The sequence below is a fragment of the Streptomyces sp. NPDC059787 genome (genome assembly GCF_042732315.1).
Lineage (GTDB): Bacteria > Actinomycetota > Actinomycetes > Streptomycetales > Streptomycetaceae > Streptomyces > Streptomyces atrovirens.
The window spans coordinates 75679-97060 of record NZ_JBHWHX010000020.1; the positions used below are offsets into that span (position 1 = coordinate 75679).

Genomic DNA, 21382 nt, shown 5'->3' on the forward strand with positions numbered 1-21382 from the left:
CACGGCTCCATCATCAACATCAGCAGCGGCGCCGCCGTCCCCCCGGATTCGGCAGCGGCATCTACGGCGCCACCAAAGCAGCCCTCGAATCCCTCACCCGTGTCCGGGCGGCCGAATACGGCCCCGACGCCGTCCGCGTCAACGCCGTCGCCGCAGGCCCCACCCGCACGGAAGGCACCGCCGTCCACGGCGAAGCCTTCGAGTCAGCCGGACAAGCCGTAGCCCTCAAGCGCCTCGCCGGGACCGCGGAAATCGCCGGCCCCATCGCCTTCCTCGCCTCTCCCGCCGCCAGCTGTGTCAACGGCGCCACCCTCAGTGCCATGGGTGGCCAACCCGCCCTCGGCCGAGCAGGGGACTTCCGGTCACCGCCACCGCTCGATCGGCATGGCACCCCACCCTCCTCTCACCGGTACACATGTACGAGCGCCCGGACCAACTGTCCGCTCCGACTGACGGAGCGCCAAGGCGGCCCTGTTCGACCGGACCACCATCAAGAAGAGCCGACCGCGAGCGGCCTCCGGCGTCGAAGGCCGCGTTCTCGCCGCCCAGCCGCGAGCCGGGACCCGGGGCACCGCACAGCCGTCGAGCAGCGTGCTCACGCCTCGCCCTCGTCGTCCTCGTCCAGCTCCACCGCGTCCGGGTCGCACAGCGGGCGCAGGGAGCCGGCAGTCGGGACGCTGGCGGTGAAGCCGTAGCGGCCGAACATGCGCAGTAGGTCGTAGGCGCGGACCTGGTTGGTGACCGGGGAGCCTGCGACCTTCGGCATGTCCGGCCAGTGCGTGATCACCTTGTTCGGATCGACACGGTTGCGGGCGGGGTCTTCCAACGCGCCGTATGTGCCCGTCCCGACGCCGGGCATCGTGGCCCGCCAGAACCGCTGGTCGTCCAGGTCGCGGAACCGGGGCGAGAAGGTGTAGCCGAGGATCTCGAACAGGCCGAGCACCATGTCGGAGCAGGAGGCGTTGTCGGTCGCCACCATCTCCGGCTTGACCCCGCCGTCCAGGTTCGGCAGCGCCTCCAGGACGTGCAGGGAGTCGCGCGGGGTGCCGGGGACGACCATCTGCCCGATACCTGCGACCTGGTCGTTGACGGCGTTGAGCCAGGTGATGCCCCGCTCGAACCCGAAGTACTTCGGCGACGGCACCGCGCTGACGGTCCGGACGGGGACGAGGAACCGCAGCCCGCCCACCGAGGCGAGCAGGCCCTCGCCCCAGAACTGCACGATCGGCACCTCGGCCCGGGCGGCGATCAGCCGCGCGTTCGCCGCGGCGGACGTGTCGGCCCGCAGACAGTACCGGTCGATGTGCACGAGCCGCGCCCGGGTCTGTCCGATGAACGGGTCCGTTCCGTAGTCGGTGGGTGGCTGAGCGGTGGTCAGGCGGGTCACACCATGGTCGACTCCTTCGTGTCCGCCCGAGCAGCTGCCGCCGATCCGGGGGCGGACGCCGGCCTGGGACCGCCTTCGCTGAGGCCGTACCGCGCGTGGAACGTGCGCAGGAAGCCGGGCGCGTACCAGGCCGAGTTCCCCAGCAGACGCATCGCGGCGGGGACGAGCACGCCGCGGACGGCGAGGGCATCGATGAGGATGGCCAGTCCGCTGCCGAGGCCGAACATCTGCATGAAGCTGAGTTCGGAGGTGCCGAAGGCGAAGAAGCTCACCGCGAGCAGGAAGGCGGCCGCGCTGACGATGCGCCCGGTGTGGCCGAGGCCGTTGACCACGGCGGTCTCGTTGTCCGCTCCCTGGTCGTGGAGTTCCTTGATCCGGCTGGTGACGAAGACCTCGTAGTCCATCGAGAGGCCGAAGCCGATGCAGAACATCAACACGGTCATCGACAGCTCCATCGGCTGGGCGGTGAAGCCGAGCAGTGAGGAGAGGTTGCCGTCCTGGAAGATCCACGTCATCACACCGAGGGTGGCGCCCAGGCTGATCAGGTTGAGGATCAGCGCGCGCACCGGCTGCACGACGCTGCCGGTGAACAGGAAGAGCAGCAGGAAGGTGCTGAGGACGACCAGGGTCACGGCCAGCGGGAGCTTGTCGGCGATGGATTCCTTGGCGTCGACCAGTACGGCGTCGTTCCCGCCGACCAAGGGGTCCGTCCCCGGGGGCGGAGTCACCGAGCGCACCTGCTTGACCAGGCTCTCGGCCGCCTCCGACTTCGGCGTCAGGCTGCTCACCACACTGATCCGCTGTGCGTCGGTCCGGCCGAGGGCGGAGTCGGCCGGACCGGTCGCGGCGGGCCGCCCCGCGCTGTAGGTGCCCGCGCTGGTCTCGACACGCTCGACGCCCTTGAGCGCGGCCAGCCGCCCCGCGTACGAGGCCAGCGGGGCTTCGGCCACGGAGGTGTCGATGGTGATGAAGATGGCCGAGTCCTCGCTGCCGCCGAACTCCTCCCGCAGGACCTGCGAGACCTGGCGGCTCTCGGCGTCCTCGGGCAGAACGCGTTCGTCCGTCGTTCCGAAGGTGATGTTCAGCAGAGGACCCGCCGCCAGCAGCAGCACGGCGAGAACGGGCACCGCTGTGAGCACGGGCCGCCGCATGACGGTGCGCGCCAGCCGTCCCCACACGGATGCCTGGGCCTCGGAACGCCGCAACTTCGCCCACGGCATCCGCCCGCCGTTGACCCGGTGCCCCAGAACCTTCAGCAGGGCCGGCATCACGAACAGGGTGCTCAGGGCGGCCATGGCGACGACACCGACCCCGGCGAAGCCGAACGAGCGCAGGAAGTACTGCGGGAACACCATGAGGGTTGCCAGGGCCGCCGCGACGGTCGCTGCGGAGAAGGCGACGGTGCGGCCCGCGGTGTGCACCGTCCGCCGGACGGCGTCGTCCACGCTCACCCCGACCGCGATCTGCTCCCGGAAGCGGCTGACCATCAACAGGGCGTAGTCGATGCCCAGTCCGAGACCCAGGGCGGTGGTGAGGTTGGTGGCGGTGTCGGCCACGTCGGTGACGCTGCCGAGCAGGAAGAGCTGGGCGAACGAGCCGATGACGGCGATGACGGCGATGGCGAGCGGCAACAGCGCCGCGACGACGCTGCCGAAGACGATCAGGAGCAGCACAAGGGTCAGCGGTATGGCGATCGCCTCGGCGAGGATCAGATCCTCGACCACCTGGTTCGACAGGTCGGCTCCTACAGCGGCGCCTCCTCCGGCCCGGACGGTGAGGGTGTCCTTGTAGGAGCCGCTGTAGGTGTCCAGGATCGCGATGGCGCTTTCCCGCTGCTCGGTGGTGTCGCCTTTCACGTGGGCGAGCACCATGGCCTCACGGCCGTCCTCGGAACGCAGGTCCGGGCTGTTCGTCTCCCAGAAGGAGACGACGTTGCTGAGCCGCTCGTCCTTCTTGAGCTCGGCCACCAGGTCCTGGCCGTTCTCCTCGGCGGCGGGGGTGTCGACGCGGCCGTCGGGGGAGCGGACCAGCAGGACGAGGTTGGTCTCGCCGCCGAACTTGTCGGCGATGACGTTCGCTGCCCGCGTGGAGGGGGAGGCGGGGTCGTCGAAGCCGCCTCCCTTCAGCTTGTCGAAGGCGCCGGCACCCACCACGCCCATCAGTGCCACGGCCAAGGCGGCCACGACCAGCACCAGTCGGGACCGGCGGATCGCCAGGTCGGCCATACGTTCGAACACGAGTGGATCTCCTTAGGGGTTCTTCGGGAAAAGACGAGAGGTGGCGGCCGGGCGAGAAACCGGCGGAACGCGTCGCAGAGCCCTCTTCGCCCCGGTAGAGGGTGCGCGATGCCGCGCTCGTCGCCGCCGGGAACGACGCTAACGAGGCAGCGTGTTTTTGAGCAGAAGGAGATTTACCTGACACTGTCAGGTTTTTCGGACGGGCGTAGTTCCCTGATGACCCGCCCCGCCAACCGCCTTAAGATCGCCGCATGTTCGCCGAAGAGACCGCGACGGCCCTGCCGTCCCTGCGCCAGCGACGCCGAGCCGCCGCTACTCGAGAGATCGTGGACGCCGCCGAGCGCCAGATCGCCGAGCACGGGCCGCACGCCCTGTCGCTGCGAGCGGTCGCCCGCGACCTCGGCATGACCGTGCAGGGGCTCTACCACTACTTCCCGAACAGGGACGCCCTCGTCACGGCGTTGGTGGCCAAGGCGTACGACGACCTGGCCGATGCCGTGACGGCAGCCGTCGACGCAGCGGCCGACGAACCGGCTGCACGGCGGTTTCTGGCTGCCACCGAGGGCTATCGCCGCTGGGCCGTCACCCACGTCGAGCGATTCCAGCTGCTGTACGGCGCACCGCTGCGCCATTACGAGGCACCTGCCGAGGGCCCGACCACCCAGGCGATGCGCCGACTGGGCATGGTCTTCCAGCGAGAGATATTCGATGGGTTCACCACGGCGCAACTCGCCGCAGCCGACACCCGGGCGCTCTCGCCGGCTCTGCAGGCGCACGTGGAACCCCTGTTTCCGCATGGTTCGGAAACCCTGCCGCCTTCCGCAGCCGCTCTCCTCCTCGGCGCCTGGGGGCACATGCACGGCATGGTCGTCCTGGAGGCCTTCGGGCACACCTCCTTCATCGGCGAACACCAAGCGGAGATCTTCCGCATGGCCATGCGCGACCTGCTGGAGGACATCCATCGGCGGATCCCCACGCAGCCCCCGGGGACACCGGCTGCCCCTTGAGGGGCGGCGCTGGACGCGCGGCGGCCGCGTGGGCGGCTGACCCGGTTCCGCACCGAAGCCGGCGCTGACGGGACGAATGCTCCCGGTGCTGCCGCCCCCTCGGCCAGGCACGCGGGGGTGCGGACGCCGGCCGGTGAGGCGCTGCCGTTCCTGTTGACACGCTGTGACCTGCCGGCCCTCACACCGGCCGGGACGGCAGGCCATGGTTGCCTTCCGAGGTCCACCACAGCTCGGTTGACCGCCGGGGAGACTGCAACTATGTCGGTTCCAGTTGATCGGGGCGGCGGCAGGAGCGCGGTCGCGATTCATGCGCTCGCGATGCCGGCGAACCGGCGTGGGGGGGCGTTGACGTCCGCGGAGATCGCGGACAGCCTCGACAGCAATCCGGTCCTCGTGCGGCGCGTCCTCGGCCGGCTGCGGGATGCCCACCTGGTGTGGTCCACCGAGGGGCGCGGAGGCGGCTGGTCCCTCGCCCGGGCCCCGCGGGACATCACCCCCTACGACGCCTATGCCGCCGTCGAGGACGGGCAAGTCTTCTCGCGACATGCCCATCCGCCCAGCGGGACGTGCGCCGTCGGACGCAACATCGGCGATCTGCTCGACACCGAGTTCCGGAGTGCCGAGCGAGCCCTGGAGGCACAACTCGGCAGGACGACGATCGCCGGGCTGCTGCGGCAGGTACTGGCCGCCGACGGCGAACCGAAGGGTCATTGAGCACGCGGTGACGCGTACGTCTCCCGCTTCATGAAGCACGCCCGAACTGCAACCAATCGAGTTGCAGTATCGGTTTCCACAGCTCGAACACCTCTCAGCACGCACCAGGAGCGGCAGCGATGCCTCAGGCATGTGAAGCAACCGCTGGCGGCGGAGCGTACGACCGCGCGACCCACGACCTCGTGATCAGTCGTGCGCACGTCTTCGACGGTCACCGGGCGCTCGCCGGTCTGTACGACGTCGCCGTCGACGGCGCGGAGATCGCCGTCGTCTCGGCCGAGCCGCTCCGGGGCGGACGGGAGGTGGACGCGGCCGGAGGGTGGGTCGTGCCGGGCCTGACCGACACGCATGTCCACCTCCACGACGTGCGCGCGGCCACCGATGCGGCCTCGATGCGGGCCTTCGAGGAACACCACATGCCCGGAAGGCTCAGGTCGTTCCTCGACCACGGGATCACGACCATCAGGTCGGTGGGCGACCCGACGGACGGAATCCTGGACACCCGGGCCAGGAACGCCGCCGGCCCGCTGCGGGGACCGCGACTGCCGGCGACCGGTCGCGGTGTCACCGGACGCGACGGGCATCCCGCCACCATCTCGAACGGCAACCCCTGGGCGTGCGAGCGCTTCACCGGTGAGGCCGGCAGTGTGCGGGAGATGCGCGACCTGGTGCACCACCTCGCCGACCGCGGGGTGGACGCGATCAAGCTCCTGTCGGAAGGAGCGTGCGCACACTCCGGCGGGCCGACGTATCTATGGCGCAATCCCGCCTTTCCGGACGTTGTCGAGTTGGAGCGGCTTCCTCTCGATCGCCTTCGGGCAGGCATCGAGGCCGCTCACGAGCGGGGCCTGAGGGCGACCCTCCACACCGTCCAGCAGGCCGCGGCACGCGAGACGATCGAGGCGGGGGCGGACGGTCTGGAACACGGGGTCACCGTCGAGCCCCTCACCGACCACTCGCTCATCGACCTGATGCTCGAACACGACGTCACGTACACGCCCACGCTGTGGATCGACGACGCCCACCCGGACGCCCGTGACAACCTCAGGAAGGTCGCCGGGGCCGGCGTGCGCATCGTGCTGGGCAGTGACAGTTTCATCGGCCGGGGCCTGTTCGGAGCCAACACGCTGGAAGAGGCCGAACTCGTGGTGGCGGCCGGGATGACACCCGCCCAGGTGCCGGCCGCCGGCACGAGCGGCGCGGCACAGCAGTGCGTCCGCCCGGACCTCGGCACGGTGATCCCCGGCAAGCGCGCCGACCTGCTCGTACTGGACGCCGATCCCACCGCGGACATCGGCGCCCTTCGTGACCTCAACATGGTGTTCCTGGACGGCGTGTCAGGCCGTGTACCGAAAGTGGATCCCGAGTGATGAACGGTCGCGTGCCAGGGGCCGGGGGCGCACCGTGGCGTCTGCAGTCGTCCTCTGTCCGAGCTCCGGCGCCGCCGGTGCGGCGTGGGAGAAGGGGGCGGGACGGCGGGCTGCTGCTCGGGGTGGTCTGCGTCCCGGCGTTGGCGGACTCGTCGGGGACGCCCGGTTTCGGCCGCGAGTACCGACGTCCCTCACTGCAGGGCTCCTGCGCGGCGGCCCTCGGCGAGCAGCGCTTCCACCAGTCGCGACTTCACGCCCGGTGCCAGGAACACGAGGGGTTTGGCGGGCTGGTTCCGGTTGATCTCCATGCGGTGCGCTCCCATGTAGAGCTCCACGACCGTTGTCTGCTGGACGCCGGTCACGTCGCTCCACGCCACGAAGTCGGTCACCCGCCTGAAGCGGTTGGTGACGGCCACCCCCTCCGCCAGGAGGTAGCACCGGTTCATGCCGAGCCGGGCGGTCAGCAGACGCCATCCGAACGTCACGGTGTACACCGCGACCACCACCGCCGTCGTCCAGGCGAGGTTCCCGTCGACCTGGTCCGGGGTGAAGACGGTGAGACCGAGCATGACGACCCAGAAGATCAACATAAAACCCCGGAGGATCTGCAGCAAGGTGCCCGCGAGCGGGGTCATGACGGCGTAGTCCCCTCGGATCGGACCAAGGCCCAGTCCGGACACACGAGTGCGCACGATTCCCCCATCAGCCAGTTCCGGCCGAGCCCTGACGCGCGGTCGGCACGGCAGGGCATACCCGCGCGCAGAGGGGCTCGAACAGGCTCGACCTGGATCGTGACGGCTGGTGCGGCTGGTGCGGCTGGTGCTGGACGTGTGGCGACGTCCGTCCTCGAACCGGGCGGTGAGCCGACGGATGTCAGCGCGGGACACGCCGTCGGCCGCTGCCGGGATATGCGTGCGGAGGCAGGTGAACCGAAAGTGACCGAGCAGGCGTTGGGCGTGCCCGTTGGCGCAGGGGCGTGGCCGATGGGCTGTCGTGCGGGGAGCCAGGCAATTGATCTCGCGGTCTCCTCGTCGACGATGCCCTCCACCCTGCGGGCGAACCGGCGCCGGCGGCACCACCCGTCGGAACAACGTCCACAGGTCTTCCGGCGCCGTCCGCTCGACAAGCGCAGCGGTCATCACCCCGGACTGCCGCAAGATCACGCCAACTGAAATGGCGTCCAAGAGTGCTACAGTGGTTGCCTTTTGGTACGAGTTCGGAGTTCTGGCAGTGCTTTTCGACATCGCCCGCAGCGAACTCACGGACGTCTTCGGCGAGGACCGGATCGCGTCTGTGCCTGCCACCGCCTTCCCGCCCGCCGCTGCGGACACCGAGGGCGCCCGCCTCCTGCAGACCGTCGGTGCCCCCACCGGGACGCTCCTGCTGCGTCAACCCGACGAGGACTCCGGCCGGCTGCCTCTCGCCCGGAGCGTCGTCGACATCGGGGACTTCGAGGACGCCACGGAGGGCTCGGACGAATGGCCCGTCATCGGCTGGCTGCTCAACGCCCACCTCGTCCTTGACCCCGTATCCGGCAAGGTGCACGCCTTCGACCCCGATGAGGGGACCGTGCAGGAACTCCACACGGACGTTTCCTCGCTCGTCCAGGTCACTTTCCGGCTCCAGCGCCTACTCGAAGAGTTCACCTTCGTCGGCGACGACGGGGAAGCCGACTTCGAGCGCCTGGACGGCGAGGTCGATCGTATCCGTGAGGAGACAGGCAGCATCGACCCGCTCCCTTTCCAGGACGACGAGACCGTCTGGTCAGTAGTGGGCGATGAGATCGCCATGGGCCGGCGCTTCACGGCCGACAGCCCGGGAGGCCGCTCGCTCTACGGGTGATCGCCAACTGATGCCGCCCACGCACCGTGCGGTCTGCACGGTGCGCAGACCGCCTTCCTGCGGGCCGTTCTCCTCGTGCCCGGCAGCACGCCCGCCCAGCGGCTGTCCGACGTGCTCCAGGACATCCGTACGGTCTTCAACGGCGGGCGGCGAAGCCGGCCCTGAGGTCCATCCCACGTGGGCCGGTTCGGCAGCTGCCCGCCACCGGAGCTGATCGTCCCACCGAGACCACCGTCGGTCGTGGTGGCACAGGGCCGTTCGACAACACTGAGCGTCGCCGCTCCACAGAAGCTGACTCCGTCTCACATTGGGTGGTGACGGTGAGTCATGACGGCGACGGACAGGCCATCGGTCACGAAACCGCAGGAATTCGCTCCCGCAGCCGGTCCTCTCCGGGATCGACCGATCGACTTGACGTCTGGCCGTGAAAGTTCGACGCGACAGGGCCGGTGGCTCGGTGCGATGTCGCCGGATTTCTCACCGGGCGGGACTGACTGCTGTACGGCTCCCGCGATGTCTTCGAGTGGCCTGCTCGTGGGGGACGGTCTGGTCTGGTCTGGTCGGGGCAGCGGTGACCGGGGCGCTGGGGGGCGTCGTCGTTCGGCTGCCGAGGCGGCGAGGTTCTCCTCGCAGTGCCCCGGCCCGCTGTCCTGACCAGCTAAGAGGGGCGCTTTGGGTGATGTTGTGGAAACTCGGGGAAAAAGATGCGGCAGATGACGGGAGGTCGCTGTGAAGGGTGGAGACGTGGAGCTGGGTGAGTTGCTGGCTGCCGCGGAGGCGGCGCCGCCCAGTGAGTCCGTCGACGTGGTGGCACACGATCTGCAAAAGCGGTTCGGTGCGGAGCGTGTGTCCTTTCTGTTCCTCGACCTCGTCGGTCAGCGGCTGGTCCGGCTCACCGCGGTCGACGGTGACGGCGGGCACCCCGACGAGCGGATCGATCTGCAGGGCAGCGTCTACGACCGCGTACTGCAGAGCCAGCGCCAGCATGTGGAACCGGACCGCCGGGGCGGACGGCGCGTCATCACACCGGTCACCAACCGCGGCGACTGCATCGGCGTGCTGGAGGTGACCCTGCAGTCCGCCGACGACACCGTGCTCCGGCAGGTCCGCGACGCGGCCCACGCGCTGGCCTACATCATCGTCACGGACCGCCGTTTCACCGACCTCTACCACCTGAGCGGGCGCACCACCGAGACCAGCCTGGCCGCGGAGATCCAGCACCAGCTGCTTCCCTCGGCCTCCTGCTGCGAGGCGGCCCAGTTCACCCTCGCCGCCGGGCTGGTCCCGGCCGACGACATCGGCGGCGACACCTACGACTACACCCTCGACCGCGACACCTTGCACCTGTCCGTCACCGACGCCATGGGCCACGACACGGACTCGGCCCTGCTGGCCACCTTGCTGGTCGGCGCACTGCGACGGGCACGCCGCAGCGGCTGTGACGCCCTCAAACAAGCCAACCACGCCCACCAGGCCCTGTTGAGCCACAGCCGAGGCCTGGCCACCGGACAGCTGCTGTGCGTAGACCTCGAAACAGGCCTCTGTGAACTGGTCAACGCCGGCCATCCCCGGCCGCTGCGGCTGCGTGACGGCACCGTCGAGGAGGTCGAGCTCGCCGTCAACCTGCCGTTCGGCGTGGCGGCGCCGACCCCCTACCGTCTGCAGGAGCTGCAACTGCGACCCGGTGACCGCCTGATCCTGCTCACCGACGGAATGCAGGAGCGGGGCGCCGCAGCCGTCGACCTGACCGCGCTCGCCCGCGACACCCGTCCGCTGCATCCGAGAGAAGCCGTACGGAGCCTGACCGCCGCGGTGCTCGATGCCTGTCACGGCAATCTCAAGGACGACGCCACGGTCCTGATACTGGACTGGCACGGTGAACGCCGAAGACCGGACGAGACCGGACAGGACCCGCAGCGATGAGCCGCAGCAGCCCACCGCACGACACCACCCTGCCCACAGAACTCACCGCGTCCCGCAGAACGACGTAGGGAGCGACTCCGTCGGGGATCTTGGGACTTGGGTTCATTCGCCTTGCCTCCACCAGCATTCCCAGGTCAGGTTCCGCGAGTCGAGGTAGTGCTGGAACGCCGTGGGGGGCTGGGGCGGTGGAGGTGATCAGCCGCTTGTGAGGCGAGCCGTTCGATGGTGATGGCGATGCCGGTCAGGACGTGCTGGACGTGCTGGACGTGAGTTTCGCGGTGGCCGTGGTAGCGGCTGCGGTGGGCCCGGTGGGCGTTGACGAGTTCGCAGAGGGCGCCTTCGACGCCGGACCGGGTGGCACAGAGCCGTTTCCATTGGAGGTCCTGCCGGTCGGTGCGGTTGCGGGCCTGGAGTTCGTGCAGGTGGTGGGGGAGGAAGCGCACGGTGCGGGCGGACTTCCCCGCGTGCGGGCTGGCCGGTCCGGACACGGGGCGCACCGACGGGAGGCGAAGCGGACGGCTATGGAGGGGGCCTCGAGGAGGGCCAGGTCGGTCTGGCCGTCCAGCAGACCGGATTCGGTGACATCCCCACCGGCCCGGCACGTCTCGCCAGAGGCGAAGTCACCGGACGGCTCGTCGCCACACCCTGACCCTCCCACGGCTGAGGTCGCCTCTTGAGCACGGACACCACTGACGATCGGATCCTGGGATCCGGGAGGGAAGTCCAGGTGGGAGGTCCGTCGAAGCACAGCAGCGAGTTCGAGTGGGACGCGGTCACGTTGGTGCGGTTCACGGGCCGGACGATCGATTCGGTGAAGGCCGAGTCGGGGGTGGACCGGGAGACGCCGCCGGGCGGGGCCGGTTTGCGTTGTGTGGCCTCCCGAGGTCCAGGGGCGGGCCCGTAGGTGCCGCTCTGGCCGGGGCAGGCCCGGGTTGTAAGCCCTCACTCCCCGACCACTGTCAGGCACCGGCCTGCCCGACAATGGGACAGCGCCCTATGGCGGCATGCTCGCCCAGCTGCGTGCGAGGCCTCGCGCTGGGCCTTACTTGCGGTGCTTGCCGCGGTGTGGCCGGGAGCGGATGCCGTAGGTGAGGGCGCAGGCGAGTCCGAGGCTTTGCAGCACCGCGCAGACGGTGATCAGTGTCTGTATGGCTGCCGGGTCGACGATGGCCATGAGGAGGCCGGCGAGGGGGTAGGGCAGGAGCAGGAGCAGCACGGTCACGGACAGGGTGCTGCCGAAAACTTCGGCGGGGATGAGGTGGGACCGTAGCGTGCGCAGTACGACGGCCAGCACGCTGTCACCGGCCATGAAGACGGCGATCAGTATCAGGTAGGCCCGGTAGGAGTCGGCGTGCGCGATGAGGAAGCAGGGCACGCTTGTCACCAGGGCGGCGCAGCGGCCCACCTTGGGCAGTCCCCACCGGTCGATCATGATGCGGCAGGTGGCGACCGCCAGCAGTGATGCGGCGGCCGCGCAGGACCAGATCACGCCGACCGAGGCGCTGGATCGGCCGAGGTGCTGGACCACGATCACCGGGGTCGCCGCTTCCAGAAAGCCGAGGGCGAGGTTGGAGAACGCCAGCCCGGCCACCAGCCACGCGAGCGCCGGCAGCGCGCGCAGGGTGGACCAGCCCGTGCGCCATCCCTGGGGCACGGCCACGGTTGCCTTCGGCGCGTGCGGGGGCGCCTGGCGCATGCGCGGGGATATGGCTGCCGACAGGATCGACAAACCACCGATCACGGCGAGCATGCCGCTGGGGCCGTCCCACTGGAGGAGGACGCCGCCTGCCGCCGGACCGACCAGAGCGGCTGTCTGGTCGATGCCCAGCAGGACCGACTGGACGCGGTGTGCCGCATCACCCGCGTCCCTGCTGGCGACCGCGCCGACGCTTTCGGCCGCGATGTAGCTGAACTGGGTCAGGCACCCCGCGCACGCCGCCAGGAACATCACCAGACCCAGAGCCCTGTCGTCATCGGTCATCGCCAGAGCAGGCGTCACAAGCCCGACGACCAGGGCCCGGGTTGTGGCGGCCAGCCGGAACACCCGCGCGGGTCCGTAACGGTCGACGGCCATACCGGCCAGACCGAACGTGCACAACCGCGGCGCCCACGTCAGCACGAAGGCGATGCCGGTCAGAGAGGACGAGCTCGTCGTGCCCAGCACCAGCAACGGGATGCCGTAGGTGGTCATCGAGGACGCGGTCGCGTCCGCCAGACGAGGCAGGTAGATGTCCCTGGTCCGGCCGTGGGTGACGGCGCGGGCATGCCGGGGCGCGGCGGACCGGGCTTTCGTGGATATCAAGACAACGGACTTTTCTGTGGACCGTGACGGCGGTCAGCGAGCGACCTGGACAGGGAAAGGGATGAAGTCGGCGACTGGGATCTTTCGGGTGACCTCCTTCCTGGGAGGGTGAGGCAGGACGCATTCCGGACCGCGGTCACAAGGGCGGGCCCGCTGCCGGACAAGCCGGAACCGGGCGCCCGTGGCCCGCAACTGCCGCGGGGAACCGTGACGTTTACCGGTCAACAACTGGCACACCTCAAACAGCGTGATCGACTCGCCAAGTGTTACGCCGGGTAAGTCGAGGTCAAGTGGCCGAGGCACAGACCGGCTTGCCCAGCCCCGGCCGCCACCCGTTGCTACGGGTCTCCACGAAGACCGGCTACTTCACCACGGCCACCGATGCCGAAGCCGTGAACGCCGGGGTCCTTGGCGAGGACCAGGCCATCGCCGGGCACAGCCTCGCCCTGGACCACGTGCGCTGGCAGTTCGCCCGTAACGCGAGAGCTCGGGTGTGATCGGCTGGACCTGGTCCTGCTGCACAACCCCGGGCACGCCCACCCCGGCGACCGGAGCGTCCTGCACCGCGCGATCCGCGACGCCTTCGCCGTCCTGGAGGAAGCCGTGACGGCCGGGCACGTGCCCGGGTACGGGATCGCCACCTGGGCAGGCCTGAAAGAGGAAGCGTTCACGGTGGCGGAGTTGCTCGCCCTGGCCGCTGACGCCACCGGCGGCCGGCGGCACCACCTGGTCGCCGTCCAGATGCCGGTCGGCCTGGGGATGATGACGCCGATCACGCAGACCCTTCACGGCCGGGATCCGCTCCCGGCCGCCGCCGGCGCGGGACTGCGGGTGATGGCCTCCGCGTTGCTGCACGGCGGTGAACTGCCCGCCATGGTCGACCAGGAGCTCGCCGACCTCATCCGGCCGGGCCTGACCACCGCACAGGCGTGCGTTCTGGCGGTCGCGTCATGCCCAGGAGTGACGGACGTCCTCATCGCCGCGGCAGCGACATGGGCGTGAGGCACTTCCTGGCCACGTCCGACGGTGAGCACGTGCAGAACCCGCGCTTCCTCCAGATGATGGCGAAGGAGCCGGCCGCCGCCCAGCGGCACCTCGCGACGTTCCCCAGGCGGACCCGGCGCCGCACGAAGAAGCACCGGGACGCAGCCCGGAAGGTCGCCGCGATCCACGTGAAGATTCGCAGGCAGCGGCTCGACCACCACCACAAGGCCGCAAACACACTCGTCGCCGAGTATGACGTGGTCGTCCACGAGAAGCCGAACTCTGCCGGGATGACCAGGAGTCCGACAGCCAGGCCCGATCCCGGGACCCCCGGCGGGTTCCCTGCCGAACGGGGCCGCCGCGAAGGCCGGGCTCAACCGCATTGTCCTCGACGCGGGTTGGGGACTGTTCTTCGGAATCCTGGCGCAGAAGGCTGAGAGTGCCGCTCGCCGCGTGATCCCGGTGGACGCCCGCAACACTCCCCCGCAAGCGGGAGGTACCCCCACCCGCACCTGCCCCGACTGCGGGCACGTCGCCAAGGAGAACCGCGTCAGCCAAGCCGACTTCAAGTGCGCCGCGTGCGGCTTCACCGCCAACGCGGACCACGTCGGCGCGATGAACGTCCTCAACAGGGCCGGGCCGGCCCTCTGCGGCGTGGCCTGGCCACCGACACGGGAAGCCCGCGCGTTTACGCGTGGGTGGAGTCACGCTGCGGGGCCCCTCGTCGTCGGAGACGGTGCCAGTCGCGCGGTTCCCGTGGCGCCCGGGCCAGCGGAACCGTCCGGTCTATGGGATTTCGACGTTGATGAACTCACTGAGCCGGGCTCGGAGTTGAGTGGGCATATCGATCGCTTGAGGGTCGAGGAGCCACTGCACCTGCAGGCCGTCGATCATGGCCATCAGTGCCGCCGGCAGGTACTCGGTGTCGACGTCGGAACGCAGCAGGCCCCGTCGAGACAGGTTCTCCACCGCGGTCCGGACCTCGCGCCGTACGCGCTCATAGCGTGCGACGAAGTAGGGACGGGCGGGATGGTCGGGGGCAGTGGCCTCGCTCGAGAGGACGGCGAACAGGCTCACGATCGTCGGATTCGCCTGGTTGTGTGCCACGAGGCGGATCAGGCTGGCAAAGTACTCCAGGCCGTCCTCGGCGGCCTGGGAAGCGGCTCCCGCGTTGAAGAAGTGCGCGTCGTCCTGGAGTTCACGCTGGGCCAGCACGGCTTCGAGCAACGCTTCTTTGGTGGGGAAGTGATGCAGTAGCCCCGCGCGGGAGACGCCGCAGGCGGCGGCCAGCTGGACCATGCTGGCGTTGCGGTACCCGACCTTGCCGAAGGCGGTGAAGGCTGCCTCGATGATCTGTGCTCGGCGCCGCTCCCCTTTGGGGTAGTTGCGGGCGCCGCTCGGTGCGGGGGCTGTCGGACGGCTCATGATTCGATGCTATCCACTCCAGATACCGACAGCCCTGTCGGTATTATGTGGTGACGCTCCGTCGCCGTTCCGGCGCAGTGGGGCGACCGTCGTTACGGGCCGAGCAGCGAAGCATGCCCGAGCCGAGCCTGCAGTGGGAGAGCGTGTGCGCAGACGCGTGAAGGATCACGGCATACGGATTCAAGACGAAACGGTGGCCCAGAAGACGCCCTCAGCGATACGCGTCCTGCTGGCGCACCCGCTCTACCGTGGGGTCGCGGTGGCGGAGTTCCTCTCCGCGCTGCGCCGCAGATGGCGTCATTCCTGGTCAAGGAGCTGGATGCGTCACTGGGCGTGGCGGGCCTGTACTATCTGACCAGCCTCGCGGCGCCGGTGGTCGGTTATGCGGTCGGCGCCCGGTCCGACCGTACGGGTCGCCGCATGGGCCTCTTCCGGCTCTGTGCGGCCGCGGGGTTCGTCGGCTGGATCGGCGTCGCCGCTTCCACGCGACTGTGGATGCCCTTTGTGATCGGCGTGGTGCTGCTCGGCTTCGCAGGGGCGGCGGGTTCTCAGCTGTTCGCCGCCATGCACGACGAGATGACTCGCAGGCCCTCGGCCGCGAACGACGGCGTCGTCTCCATCGCACGCATGGCCATGACCAGCGGGTGGGTGATCGGCCCGGCCGCCGGCACCCTGGTGGCCGATCACTTCGGACTGCGGGAGATGCTCGTGGCCACGGCCGTCTGCTGCGGAGCGCAGATCATTCCGCTGGGTGCGTTGAAGGTCGCGGGCCCGGAGCGAGCGACGAACCCAGCCGGGGGAGAGGACACGGGCGGCGGCGCCGGTAAACCGGGGTTCCGTGCCATGAGCGGTCTCCTCGTCTTCACCGGCCTGTACCTGTGCGTGTATGCCGGTGAGCCCGTCAAGTACGCCTACCTGCCGATCTACATGGATGAGCAGCTGCATTTCGCGGCTGAAGTCCGAAGCGCGGTCATCGGTATCCAGCCCCTCGTCGAACTGGTGCTGATGCCTTTCGTGGTCATGCTGGCGCCGCGGACGGGGGCACTCTGGCTGATGGCCGGCGCGGCGGGCTGTGGTGTCGCGGCCAACATCTGCTTCGCCACGATGACTTCAAGCGTGGGCCTCTTCGCCGGACAGGTCCTCATGGGGGCCGTGTGGGCGGTCTTCGCCTCCCTGGGCATCGTGGTCGCCCAGCGCCTTCTGCCCACGGCGGTGGCCACGGCGTCAGCGATCTTCCTGAGTTCCCCGGCGCTCAGCTCCGCCCTGGGCGGGCTCGCAGGCGGACTGGGAGCGACCGCGTTCGGGCTGCCTCACGTGTTCTTCCTCCCCATGAGCTTCGGGCTGATCGCCGTGGTCGGCTACATCGTGATGGCGAACTCGTCGAACCGGCGGCGATCGGACGCGACCTCACCGGCATCGGATCCCCTGTCCGTCTGATCTCCACGCCGGCCGGATTGCGAGCCGCCACCCGCGGCCTTTCACCAGTGCCCCCGTGCGCTGGGATGTTCCGTTCGCCATGCTCCTCGACAGAGAGCGGCCCGGGCATCTGCCGGAACCCGTGCCGGGGCGTCGGCCTGGCCGGGGCTGTCACAAGGGGAGCCCCGGCGACTGGGCCGCATTCGTGGGCGTCGGCGGATGCCGTCAAGCACCTTGGGGCAAACACGAGCACGGCACCCGGTGTGAGCCGCGGTCGGAGCGTCGCGACCGGCAGATCAGCACCTCTGCGTCGATGTTGGCGCTCACGCCGAGCTCTCACCGTGCGGCTCCCGCGACTGTCCGCCGCCGGGACGCTCGCGACTTGACTCGCAGACAGCCCCTAGGAAACCAACATGTGTGTCGGTATCGTGCCGGGCGAAGTCAGCCCGCGCGCATTCACCTCGGAGAGGAATTCTTCGGCATGCCCGCACCTCAGATGGCTCTGCAGCTCTACTCCGTCCGGCACCTGCTGGAATCGGACCAGCAGCACACACTGGCCCAGATCTCCGCCCTCGGCCTGCACACAGTGGAGGTCTACGACTTCGTCGGCCGCACCGACACCCTGCCTGCCGCTCTGCGGGAGGCGGGCCTGACGGCCCGTACCGGGCACGCAGGATTCCTCTCGCCCGACCCCCGCTCGACGAGCGGGCAGGCCGCGCGCGTGGATGAGACATTCCAGGCCGCCCGCGCCCTGGGCCTGGAGACCGTCTTCGACCCGTTCGTGGCCCCCGATCGCTGGGTGCACGAGAGAGACGTCGCCGCGACCGCCGACCTTCTGAACCAGGCCGCCGAAGCCGCCGCCGCCTACGGCCTCACCGTCGGCTATCACAACCACTCACAGGAGTTCGTCCACAAGATCAAGGACGTCAGCGCCTTCGAGTTCTTCGCCGGTCTCCTCGACCCCGGCGTCAAGCTGGAGATCGACCTGTACTGGGCCGCGGCCGGCGGCAACGACCCGGTATCCCTGCTGGAGCGGCTGGGCGACCGTGTGGAGGCCCTGCACATCAAGGACGGCGCCGTGATCGACGATCCGTTCTTCTCCGGCGCACCCTTCGACCCCGCCGACACCGGCCAGGTCGCTCCCGGGCAGGGGCAGATCCCCTTGGACGCCGCGCTGAGCACCGTCCGCCACGCCCGCTGGGCCGTCATCGAGTTCGACCACTACGACGGCGACATCCTCGACGGCATCGACGCCGCCGTCCGTTACCTCCACGCGAAGGGCATCCGCTGATGAGCACCCACAGCCCGGTCGGAGTCGGCCTCATCGGCGCCGGCAACATCAGCAATGAGTACCTTCAGAGCCTCACCTCCTTCCCCGACCTCCAGGTTCACATCGTCGGCGACCTGGACACCGAGCGCGCACGAGCCCAGGCGGATGAACACGGCGTCCCGCGCTCAGGCACCGCGGCCGACGTCCTCGCCCACGACGACGTCGACATCGTCGTCAACCTGACCGTTCCGGCCGCCCATGCCGACGTCTCCTCCCGGGCCCTGACCGCGGGCAAGCACGTCTGGTCCGAAAAGCCCCTCGCCATCGACAGGGACAGCGCCCTCTCGGTGCTGGACCAGGCCGCGACCGCCGGACTGCGCGTGGGCGTGGCCCCCGACACGGTCCTCGGGCCTGCCGTACAGACCGCACGGCGCGCTCTGGCCCGCGGCGACATCGGCCGGCCGCTGTCCGCGCAGACCGTGATGCAGTACGCCGGACCGGATACCTGGCACCCCAGCCCCGAGTTCCTCTTCGCCAGGGGTGCCGGCCCGCTGTTCGACATGGGTCCCTACTACATCACCACGCTCCTCAACCTTTTCGGCCCCGCCGAGCGCGTCGCCGCTGTGGGTTCCACCGGCCGCACGGTGCGCACCATACGCACCGGCGACCGAGCCGGGACGAGCTTCGACGTCACGGTGCCCACCCACGTCTCCGCGCTCATCCAGTTCGCCGCCGGAGGCGTCAGCCAGAGCGTCTTCAGTTTCGACTCGCCCCTCACACGCGTCGGTGTCGTCGAGATCACCGGCACCGAGGGCACCATGGTCCTGCCCGACCCCAACCACTTCAGCGGCGACGTCAAGATCACCCGAGGCTCGCTCGCCGGCGACGACGGGGATCCCGTCTGGCACACCGTCCCCTCGACGGACGTCGCGGCGGGCCGCGGCCTGGGCGTACTCGACATGGCCCGTGCCCTGCGCGCGGGGCGGCCCCATATCGCCACCGGCGACCTCGGATACCACGCTCTGGACATCCTCATGTCCATCGACGAGTCGGTCACCACCGGCGAGAACGTCCGCCTCGGCAGCAGCCTGGACAAGATTCCCTACGTCGACGAGAGCGTCAGTCCCTTCGAGGCGACGCTGTGACCGCCGCTGTCCGGCCGGTCTCATCGGCGGCTTCATGAGCCGAGGCGCACACTCGGGCCCCGGCACCGAGGGCGCCGGACTCGTCACGCTCGCCAGCTCCACCCCGGACAGGACCACGGCTGCTGCCACCGTCCTGGGGGTTCGGCGCAGCGAGCCCACCGCTCTCGCGCTGACCACTCAGTGAAGCTCTTTCATCCTGTGCTGGCGGGTGAAACGGGTTGTTCAGCGGGCGTGGTGACGAGGCAGGGCCCTTCGGTCGCCGGCGTGGTGGTTCCACTCAGCGCACCGGCGACCGAAGGGGCCCTGTCGGTTCCGCAGGCCACCGCCCGGCGCTCCGTGGACGGGGGGCCCTTCAGGTGCCGGCTTCCTGGGCTCCAGGCCTCCACGAAGCCCTCACCGGCCTCGGTGAGGGCGACCACGTCATCGTTGACGGCACCCTGATCCCCACCGACCAGCCGTACTACTCGCAGAAACACAAGAAGCACGGCATGAACGTACAGGTCATCGCCCGCCCGGACGGCGCACCCCTGTGGTTCTCCCGCGGATGCCCGGCCGCGCACATGACCTGACCGCGGACCACGCCCACGGCATCGTCCCGGCCTGCCCGACCCGGCAGATCCTCGTGCTGGCGGACCGCGCCTACCAGGACGCCGGCGCGACCGTGCGCACCCCGTACAAGAACCACCGCGAACAGCCCGCGCACCACCAGCAGTTCAACCACGGCCACGCCCGGCTGAGAGCACCGGGCGAACGCGCCTTCGCGCAGCTGAAGTCCTGGCGACCGCTCCGGCGGGCCAGACGCTCCACCCGCCGCACCGGCACCGTCGGCCAGGCCATCCACACGCTGATGACCTGCAGCTGTTCAAGATGAAAGAGGCTCAGTGAGGGCACGGACGTTGTGCCACTGCCGGCTTCAGATGGCGAGGGGTTAGGGATGGTGGGCGATGTGCGGTGGGCAGAGCGCGGGGCGTGCGGCACTCAGCTGTAGTAGGCGATCTTGTCGTCGAGGACCTCCAGGGCCCGGCGCAGCGCCGCCACTCGCTGCTCCAGGGTGGCACGGCGTTCTCGGAGGAAGGTGACCCGGTCCTGCGCAGAATGCTCGGCGCGCAGCATGGCGACGAATTCCCGCAGGTCCGCGATGCCGAGGCCGGCGTCACGAAAGCACGTGACCAGACCGATCCAGAAGAGGTCGTCCTCGGTGTACTCCCTGCGCCCACCGGGGGAGCGCCGGATCGGTCCGATCAGCCCTTCGCGCTCGTAGTAGCGCAGTGTGTCGAGGGAGACGCCGGTGCGGTCGGCGGCTGCTGCCGGGGTGAGGAGGGTGGTCACAGGGCTCCTTGTCTGACCGTTGCTACCGCGCTTCGGCGAAGCGCGCCAGGTGCTCGTCGCTCAGCCGCACACGGCGTGCGGCGAGCGCCTCCTCGATCTGCTCCACCCGGCTCACGCCGACGATGGGGTCGATCCCCTGGCGCATCAGCCATGCGAGGACGACCTGGTTCCTCGTGGCCGCCAGCTCGCCGGCCACGTCGTCCAGAACCGAGAGCACCCGGGTGGTACCAGGGTGATCATAAGTCCGTGGAAGCGGCTTGTCTGCGCGCACGTAGGAACCCCACATCAGCGAGCTGTACGACCACATGGTGAGCCCCTCCGACTGCGCGAAGTCCAGGTCCTCGTCGGTGAGCAGGCGATGGCCGCCCTCCGCGAGCGGGGTGAGTGGCCGCGGCTGGACAAGTGAGTGGCGCAGCTGCAGGGCCGTCCACGGTTCCACGCCCTGACCCCGGGCGAGTGACCGGGCGCGCTCGACGCGCCAGGCAGCATGATTCGCCGCCCCGACGCGCAGAGCCGTTCCCTTCGTGACCAGCTCGCCGAAGGCACCGACGGTCTCCTCCAGCGGCACAGTGCGGTCCTCGGCGTGAGCCCAGAGGAGATCGACGTGATCGACTCCGAGACGCCCCAGGCTCCCCTCAACACCAATTCGTACGGCGGGGGCGGAAAGTCCTTCGGCGCTCTGCGGCCAGGAGTGCGGAACGAGCGGATTCTGCCGGACCTTCGTCGCGATCCGCACCGCGTCGCGCGCGCCGGGGCGGGAGCGAAGCCACGCGCCGATGACACGCTCGCTGGCACCGCCGACGCCACTCGAATCGGCCCAGAAGGAGTAGCAGTTCGCGGTGTCGAGCCAGACACCACCTCCGCCGACGAAGGAATCGAGGATCGAGAAAGCTTCGTCCGGGCCGACGCGGGTGCCGAAGTCCATCGTCCCGAGGACGATCTGGGGGTCAGTGGTGTTGATGTCCATGCCCCCCATCCTCAGATCTGGAGCGCGCTCCAGGTCAAGTGCGACTGGGAAGATGAACCGTTCC

At 69.5% G+C, this 21382-nt stretch carries 20 protein-coding genes and 4 pseudogenes; 15 read left to right on the plus strand and 9 right to left on the minus strand.

What is annotated here, in order from left to right; genetic code table 11:
- Positions 1 to 59 precede the first annotated feature (59 nt).
- Positions 60 to 695, plus strand: coding sequence for an SDR family oxidoreductase (locus ACFV5H_RS20455; protein ID WP_385196549.1), 636 nt, complete (start codon positions 60 to 62; stop codon positions 693 to 695).
- On the opposite strand, the pseudogene ACFV5H_RS20460 reads toward ACFV5H_RS20455, so the two are convergent.
- Positions 596 to 1324, minus strand: a pseudogene (locus ACFV5H_RS20460) (Tn3 family transposase); the annotation flags it as partial. The gene ACFV5H_RS20455 and the pseudogene ACFV5H_RS20460 sit on opposite strands and share 100 nt — an antisense overlap.
- A gap of 59 nt (positions 1325 to 1383) precedes the next feature.
- Positions 1384 to 3624 carry an MMPL family transporter gene (locus tag ACFV5H_RS20465; protein WP_385196444.1) on the minus strand — a complete coding sequence of 747 codons (2241 nt, stop codon included), beginning with the start codon at positions 3622 to 3624 and terminating at the stop codon, positions 1384 to 1386.
- 251 nt (positions 3625 to 3875) lie between these two features.
- Between ACFV5H_RS20465 and ACFV5H_RS20470 the strand changes: the two genes are divergently transcribed.
- The 3 genes from ACFV5H_RS20470 (at position 3876) to ACFV5H_RS20480 (ending at position 6715) form a co-directional block, all read left to right on the plus strand.
- A complete protein-coding gene (locus ACFV5H_RS20470; protein ID WP_385196446.1) occupies positions 3876 to 4631 on the plus strand; it encodes a TetR/AcrR family transcriptional regulator in 756 nt (251 codons plus the stop codon).
- A 258-nt stretch (positions 4632 to 4889) separates the two neighbouring features.
- The gene (locus ACFV5H_RS20475) at positions 4890 to 5345 is read left to right on the plus strand and encodes an Rrf2 family transcriptional regulator (protein WP_385196449.1); all 456 of its coding nucleotides are present in this window, start codon (positions 4890 to 4892) and stop codon (positions 5343 to 5345) included.
- 182 nt (positions 5346 to 5527) lie between these two features.
- Positions 5528 to 6715, plus strand: a complete 1188-nt coding sequence (locus ACFV5H_RS20480; protein ID WP_385196451.1) for an amidohydrolase family protein — start codon at positions 5528 to 5530, stop codon at positions 6713 to 6715.
- 191 nt (positions 6716 to 6906) lie between these two features.
- Here the strand turns inward: ACFV5H_RS20480 and ACFV5H_RS20485 are convergent, their stop codons facing one another.
- Together ACFV5H_RS20485 and ACFV5H_RS20490 are read right to left on the minus strand one after the other, a co-directional pair.
- Positions 6907 to 7350, minus strand: coding sequence for a hypothetical protein (locus ACFV5H_RS20485; RefSeq protein WP_385196551.1), 444 nt, complete (start codon positions 7348 to 7350; stop codon positions 6907 to 6909).
- A gap of 378 nt (positions 7351 to 7728) precedes the next feature.
- Positions 7729 to 7854: pseudogene (locus ACFV5H_RS20490) on the minus strand (IS5/IS1182 family transposase); the annotation flags it as partial.
- A gap of 91 nt (positions 7855 to 7945) precedes the next feature.
- On the opposite strand from ACFV5H_RS20490, the gene ACFV5H_RS20495 reads away from it, so the two are divergent.
- Positions 7946 to 8557, plus strand: coding sequence for an SUKH-4 family immunity protein (locus ACFV5H_RS20495; RefSeq protein ID WP_385196554.1), 612 nt, complete (start codon positions 7946 to 7948; stop codon positions 8555 to 8557).
- 729 nt (positions 8558 to 9286) lie between these two features.
- Positions 9287 to 10480: a PP2C family protein-serine/threonine phosphatase gene (locus ACFV5H_RS20500; RefSeq protein WP_385196454.1), complete on the plus strand. Its 1194-nt coding sequence runs from the start codon at positions 9287 to 9289 to the stop codon at positions 10478 to 10480.
- 134 nt (positions 10481 to 10614) lie between these two features.
- Here the strand turns inward: ACFV5H_RS20500 and ACFV5H_RS20505 are convergent, their stop codons facing one another.
- Together ACFV5H_RS20505 and ACFV5H_RS20510 are read right to left on the minus strand one after the other, a co-directional pair.
- The gene (locus ACFV5H_RS20505) at positions 10615 to 10968 is read right to left on the minus strand and encodes a transposase (RefSeq protein ID WP_385196456.1); all 354 of its coding nucleotides are present in this window, start codon (positions 10966 to 10968) and stop codon (positions 10615 to 10617) included.
- Positions 10969 to 11522: 554 nt separating this feature from the next.
- Complete coding sequence (locus ACFV5H_RS20510) at positions 11523 to 12782, minus strand: MFS transporter (protein WP_385196458.1); 1260 nt, start codon at positions 12780 to 12782, stop codon at positions 11523 to 11525.
- Positions 12783 to 13093: 311 nt separating this feature from the next.
- Between ACFV5H_RS20510 and ACFV5H_RS20515 the strand changes: the two genes are divergently transcribed.
- From ACFV5H_RS20515 to ACFV5H_RS20530, 4 genes and pseudogenes are all read left to right on the plus strand, one after another.
- The gene (locus ACFV5H_RS20515) at positions 13094 to 13279 is read left to right on the plus strand and encodes a hypothetical protein (protein WP_385196568.1); all 186 of its coding nucleotides are present in this window, start codon (positions 13094 to 13096) and stop codon (positions 13277 to 13279) included.
- A complete protein-coding gene (locus ACFV5H_RS20520) occupies positions 13191 to 13784 on the plus strand; it encodes an aldo/keto reductase (protein ID WP_385196461.1) in 594 nt (197 codons plus the stop codon). The genes ACFV5H_RS20515 and ACFV5H_RS20520 overlap by 89 nt, the downstream gene beginning before the upstream one ends.
- Positions 13775 to 14203 carry a transposase gene (locus ACFV5H_RS20525; RefSeq protein WP_385196463.1) on the plus strand — a complete coding sequence of 143 codons (429 nt, stop codon included), beginning with the start codon at positions 13775 to 13777 and terminating at the stop codon, positions 14201 to 14203. Before ACFV5H_RS20520 ends, ACFV5H_RS20525 begins: the two co-directional genes overlap by 10 nt.
- A 16-nt stretch (positions 14204 to 14219) precedes the next feature.
- Positions 14220 to 14339: pseudogene (locus tag ACFV5H_RS20530) on the plus strand (hypothetical protein); the annotation flags it as partial.
- 213 nt (positions 14340 to 14552) lie between these two features.
- Here the strand turns inward: ACFV5H_RS20530 and ACFV5H_RS20535 are convergent.
- Positions 14553 to 15191, minus strand: coding sequence for a TetR/AcrR family transcriptional regulator (locus ACFV5H_RS20535; protein ID WP_385196466.1), 639 nt, complete (start codon positions 15189 to 15191; stop codon positions 14553 to 14555).
- 291 nt (positions 15192 to 15482) lie between these two features.
- Here ACFV5H_RS20535 and ACFV5H_RS20540 point away from each other — a divergent pair, with 291 nt between their 5' ends.
- From ACFV5H_RS20540 to ACFV5H_RS20560, 5 genes and pseudogenes are all read left to right on the plus strand, one after another.
- Entirely contained in the window at positions 15483 to 16628 is a 1146-nt protein-coding gene (locus tag ACFV5H_RS20540; protein ID WP_385196468.1) for an MFS transporter, read from the plus strand.
- 460 nt (positions 16629 to 17088) lie between these two features.
- Positions 17089 to 17898, plus strand: coding sequence for a sugar phosphate isomerase/epimerase family protein (locus tag ACFV5H_RS20545; protein WP_385196471.1), 810 nt, complete (start codon positions 17089 to 17091; stop codon positions 17896 to 17898).
- The gene (locus tag ACFV5H_RS20550; protein WP_385196473.1) at positions 17898 to 19022 is read left to right on the plus strand and encodes a Gfo/Idh/MocA family protein; all 1125 of its coding nucleotides are present in this window, start codon (positions 17898 to 17900) and stop codon (positions 19020 to 19022) included. Before ACFV5H_RS20545 ends, ACFV5H_RS20550 begins: the two co-directional genes overlap by 1 nt.
- Before the next feature lie 34 nt (positions 19023 to 19056).
- Positions 19057 to 19206: a hypothetical protein gene (locus tag ACFV5H_RS20555; RefSeq protein WP_385196476.1), complete on the plus strand. Its 150-nt coding sequence runs from the start codon at positions 19057 to 19059 to the stop codon at positions 19204 to 19206.
- Positions 19207 to 19331: 125 nt separating this feature from the next.
- Positions 19332 to 19893: pseudogene (locus tag ACFV5H_RS20560) on the plus strand (transposase family protein); the annotation flags it as partial.
- Positions 19894 to 20000: 107 nt separating this feature from the next.
- Here ACFV5H_RS20560 and ACFV5H_RS20565 read toward each other — a convergent pair.
- Both ACFV5H_RS20565 and ACFV5H_RS20570 read right to left on the minus strand, forming a co-directional pair.
- Positions 20001 to 20351, minus strand: coding sequence for a MerR family transcriptional regulator (locus ACFV5H_RS20565; protein ID WP_385196478.1), 351 nt, complete (start codon positions 20349 to 20351; stop codon positions 20001 to 20003).
- A gap of 22 nt (positions 20352 to 20373) precedes the next feature.
- Positions 20374 to 21327 carry an aldo/keto reductase gene (locus ACFV5H_RS20570; protein WP_385196556.1) on the minus strand — a complete coding sequence of 318 codons (954 nt, stop codon included), beginning with the start codon at positions 21325 to 21327 and terminating at the stop codon, positions 20374 to 20376.
- Between the last annotated feature and the right edge of the window lie 55 nt (positions 21328 to 21382).

Bases quoted from the DNA above. Each gene is read 5' to 3' on its own strand.
- ACFV5H_RS20475 (WP_385196449.1), top strand. From the start codon at position 4,890: ATGTCGGTTCCAGTTGATCGGGGCGGCGGCAGGAGCGCGGTCGCGATT.
- ACFV5H_RS20545 (WP_385196471.1), top strand. From the start codon at position 17,089: ATGCCCGCACCTCAGATGGCTCTGCAGCTCTACTCCGTCCGGCACCTG.
- ACFV5H_RS20555 (WP_385196476.1), top strand. From the start codon at position 19,057: ATGAGCCGAGGCGCACACTCGGGCCCCGGCACCGAGGGCGCCGGACTC.
- ACFV5H_RS20535 (WP_385196466.1), bottom strand. From the start codon at position 15,191: ATGAGCCGTCCGACAGCCCCCGCACCGAGCGGCGCCCGCAACTACCCC.
- ACFV5H_RS20540 (WP_385196468.1), top strand. From the start codon at position 15,483: ATGGCGTCATTCCTGGTCAAGGAGCTGGATGCGTCACTGGGCGTGGCG.
- ACFV5H_RS20470 (WP_385196446.1), top strand. From the start codon at position 3,876: ATGTTCGCCGAAGAGACCGCGACGGCCCTGCCGTCCCTGCGCCAGCGA.
- ACFV5H_RS20485 (WP_385196551.1), bottom strand. From the start codon at position 7,350: ATGACCCCGCTCGCGGGCACCTTGCTGCAGATCCTCCGGGGTTTTATG.
- ACFV5H_RS20550 (WP_385196473.1), top strand. From the start codon at position 17,898: ATGAGCACCCACAGCCCGGTCGGAGTCGGCCTCATCGGCGCCGGCAAC.
- ACFV5H_RS20570 (WP_385196556.1), bottom strand. From the start codon at position 21,327: ATGGGGGGCATGGACATCAACACCACTGACCCCCAGATCGTCCTCGGG.
- ACFV5H_RS20525 (WP_385196463.1), top strand. From the start codon at position 13,775: ATGGGCGTGAGGCACTTCCTGGCCACGTCCGACGGTGAGCACGTGCAG.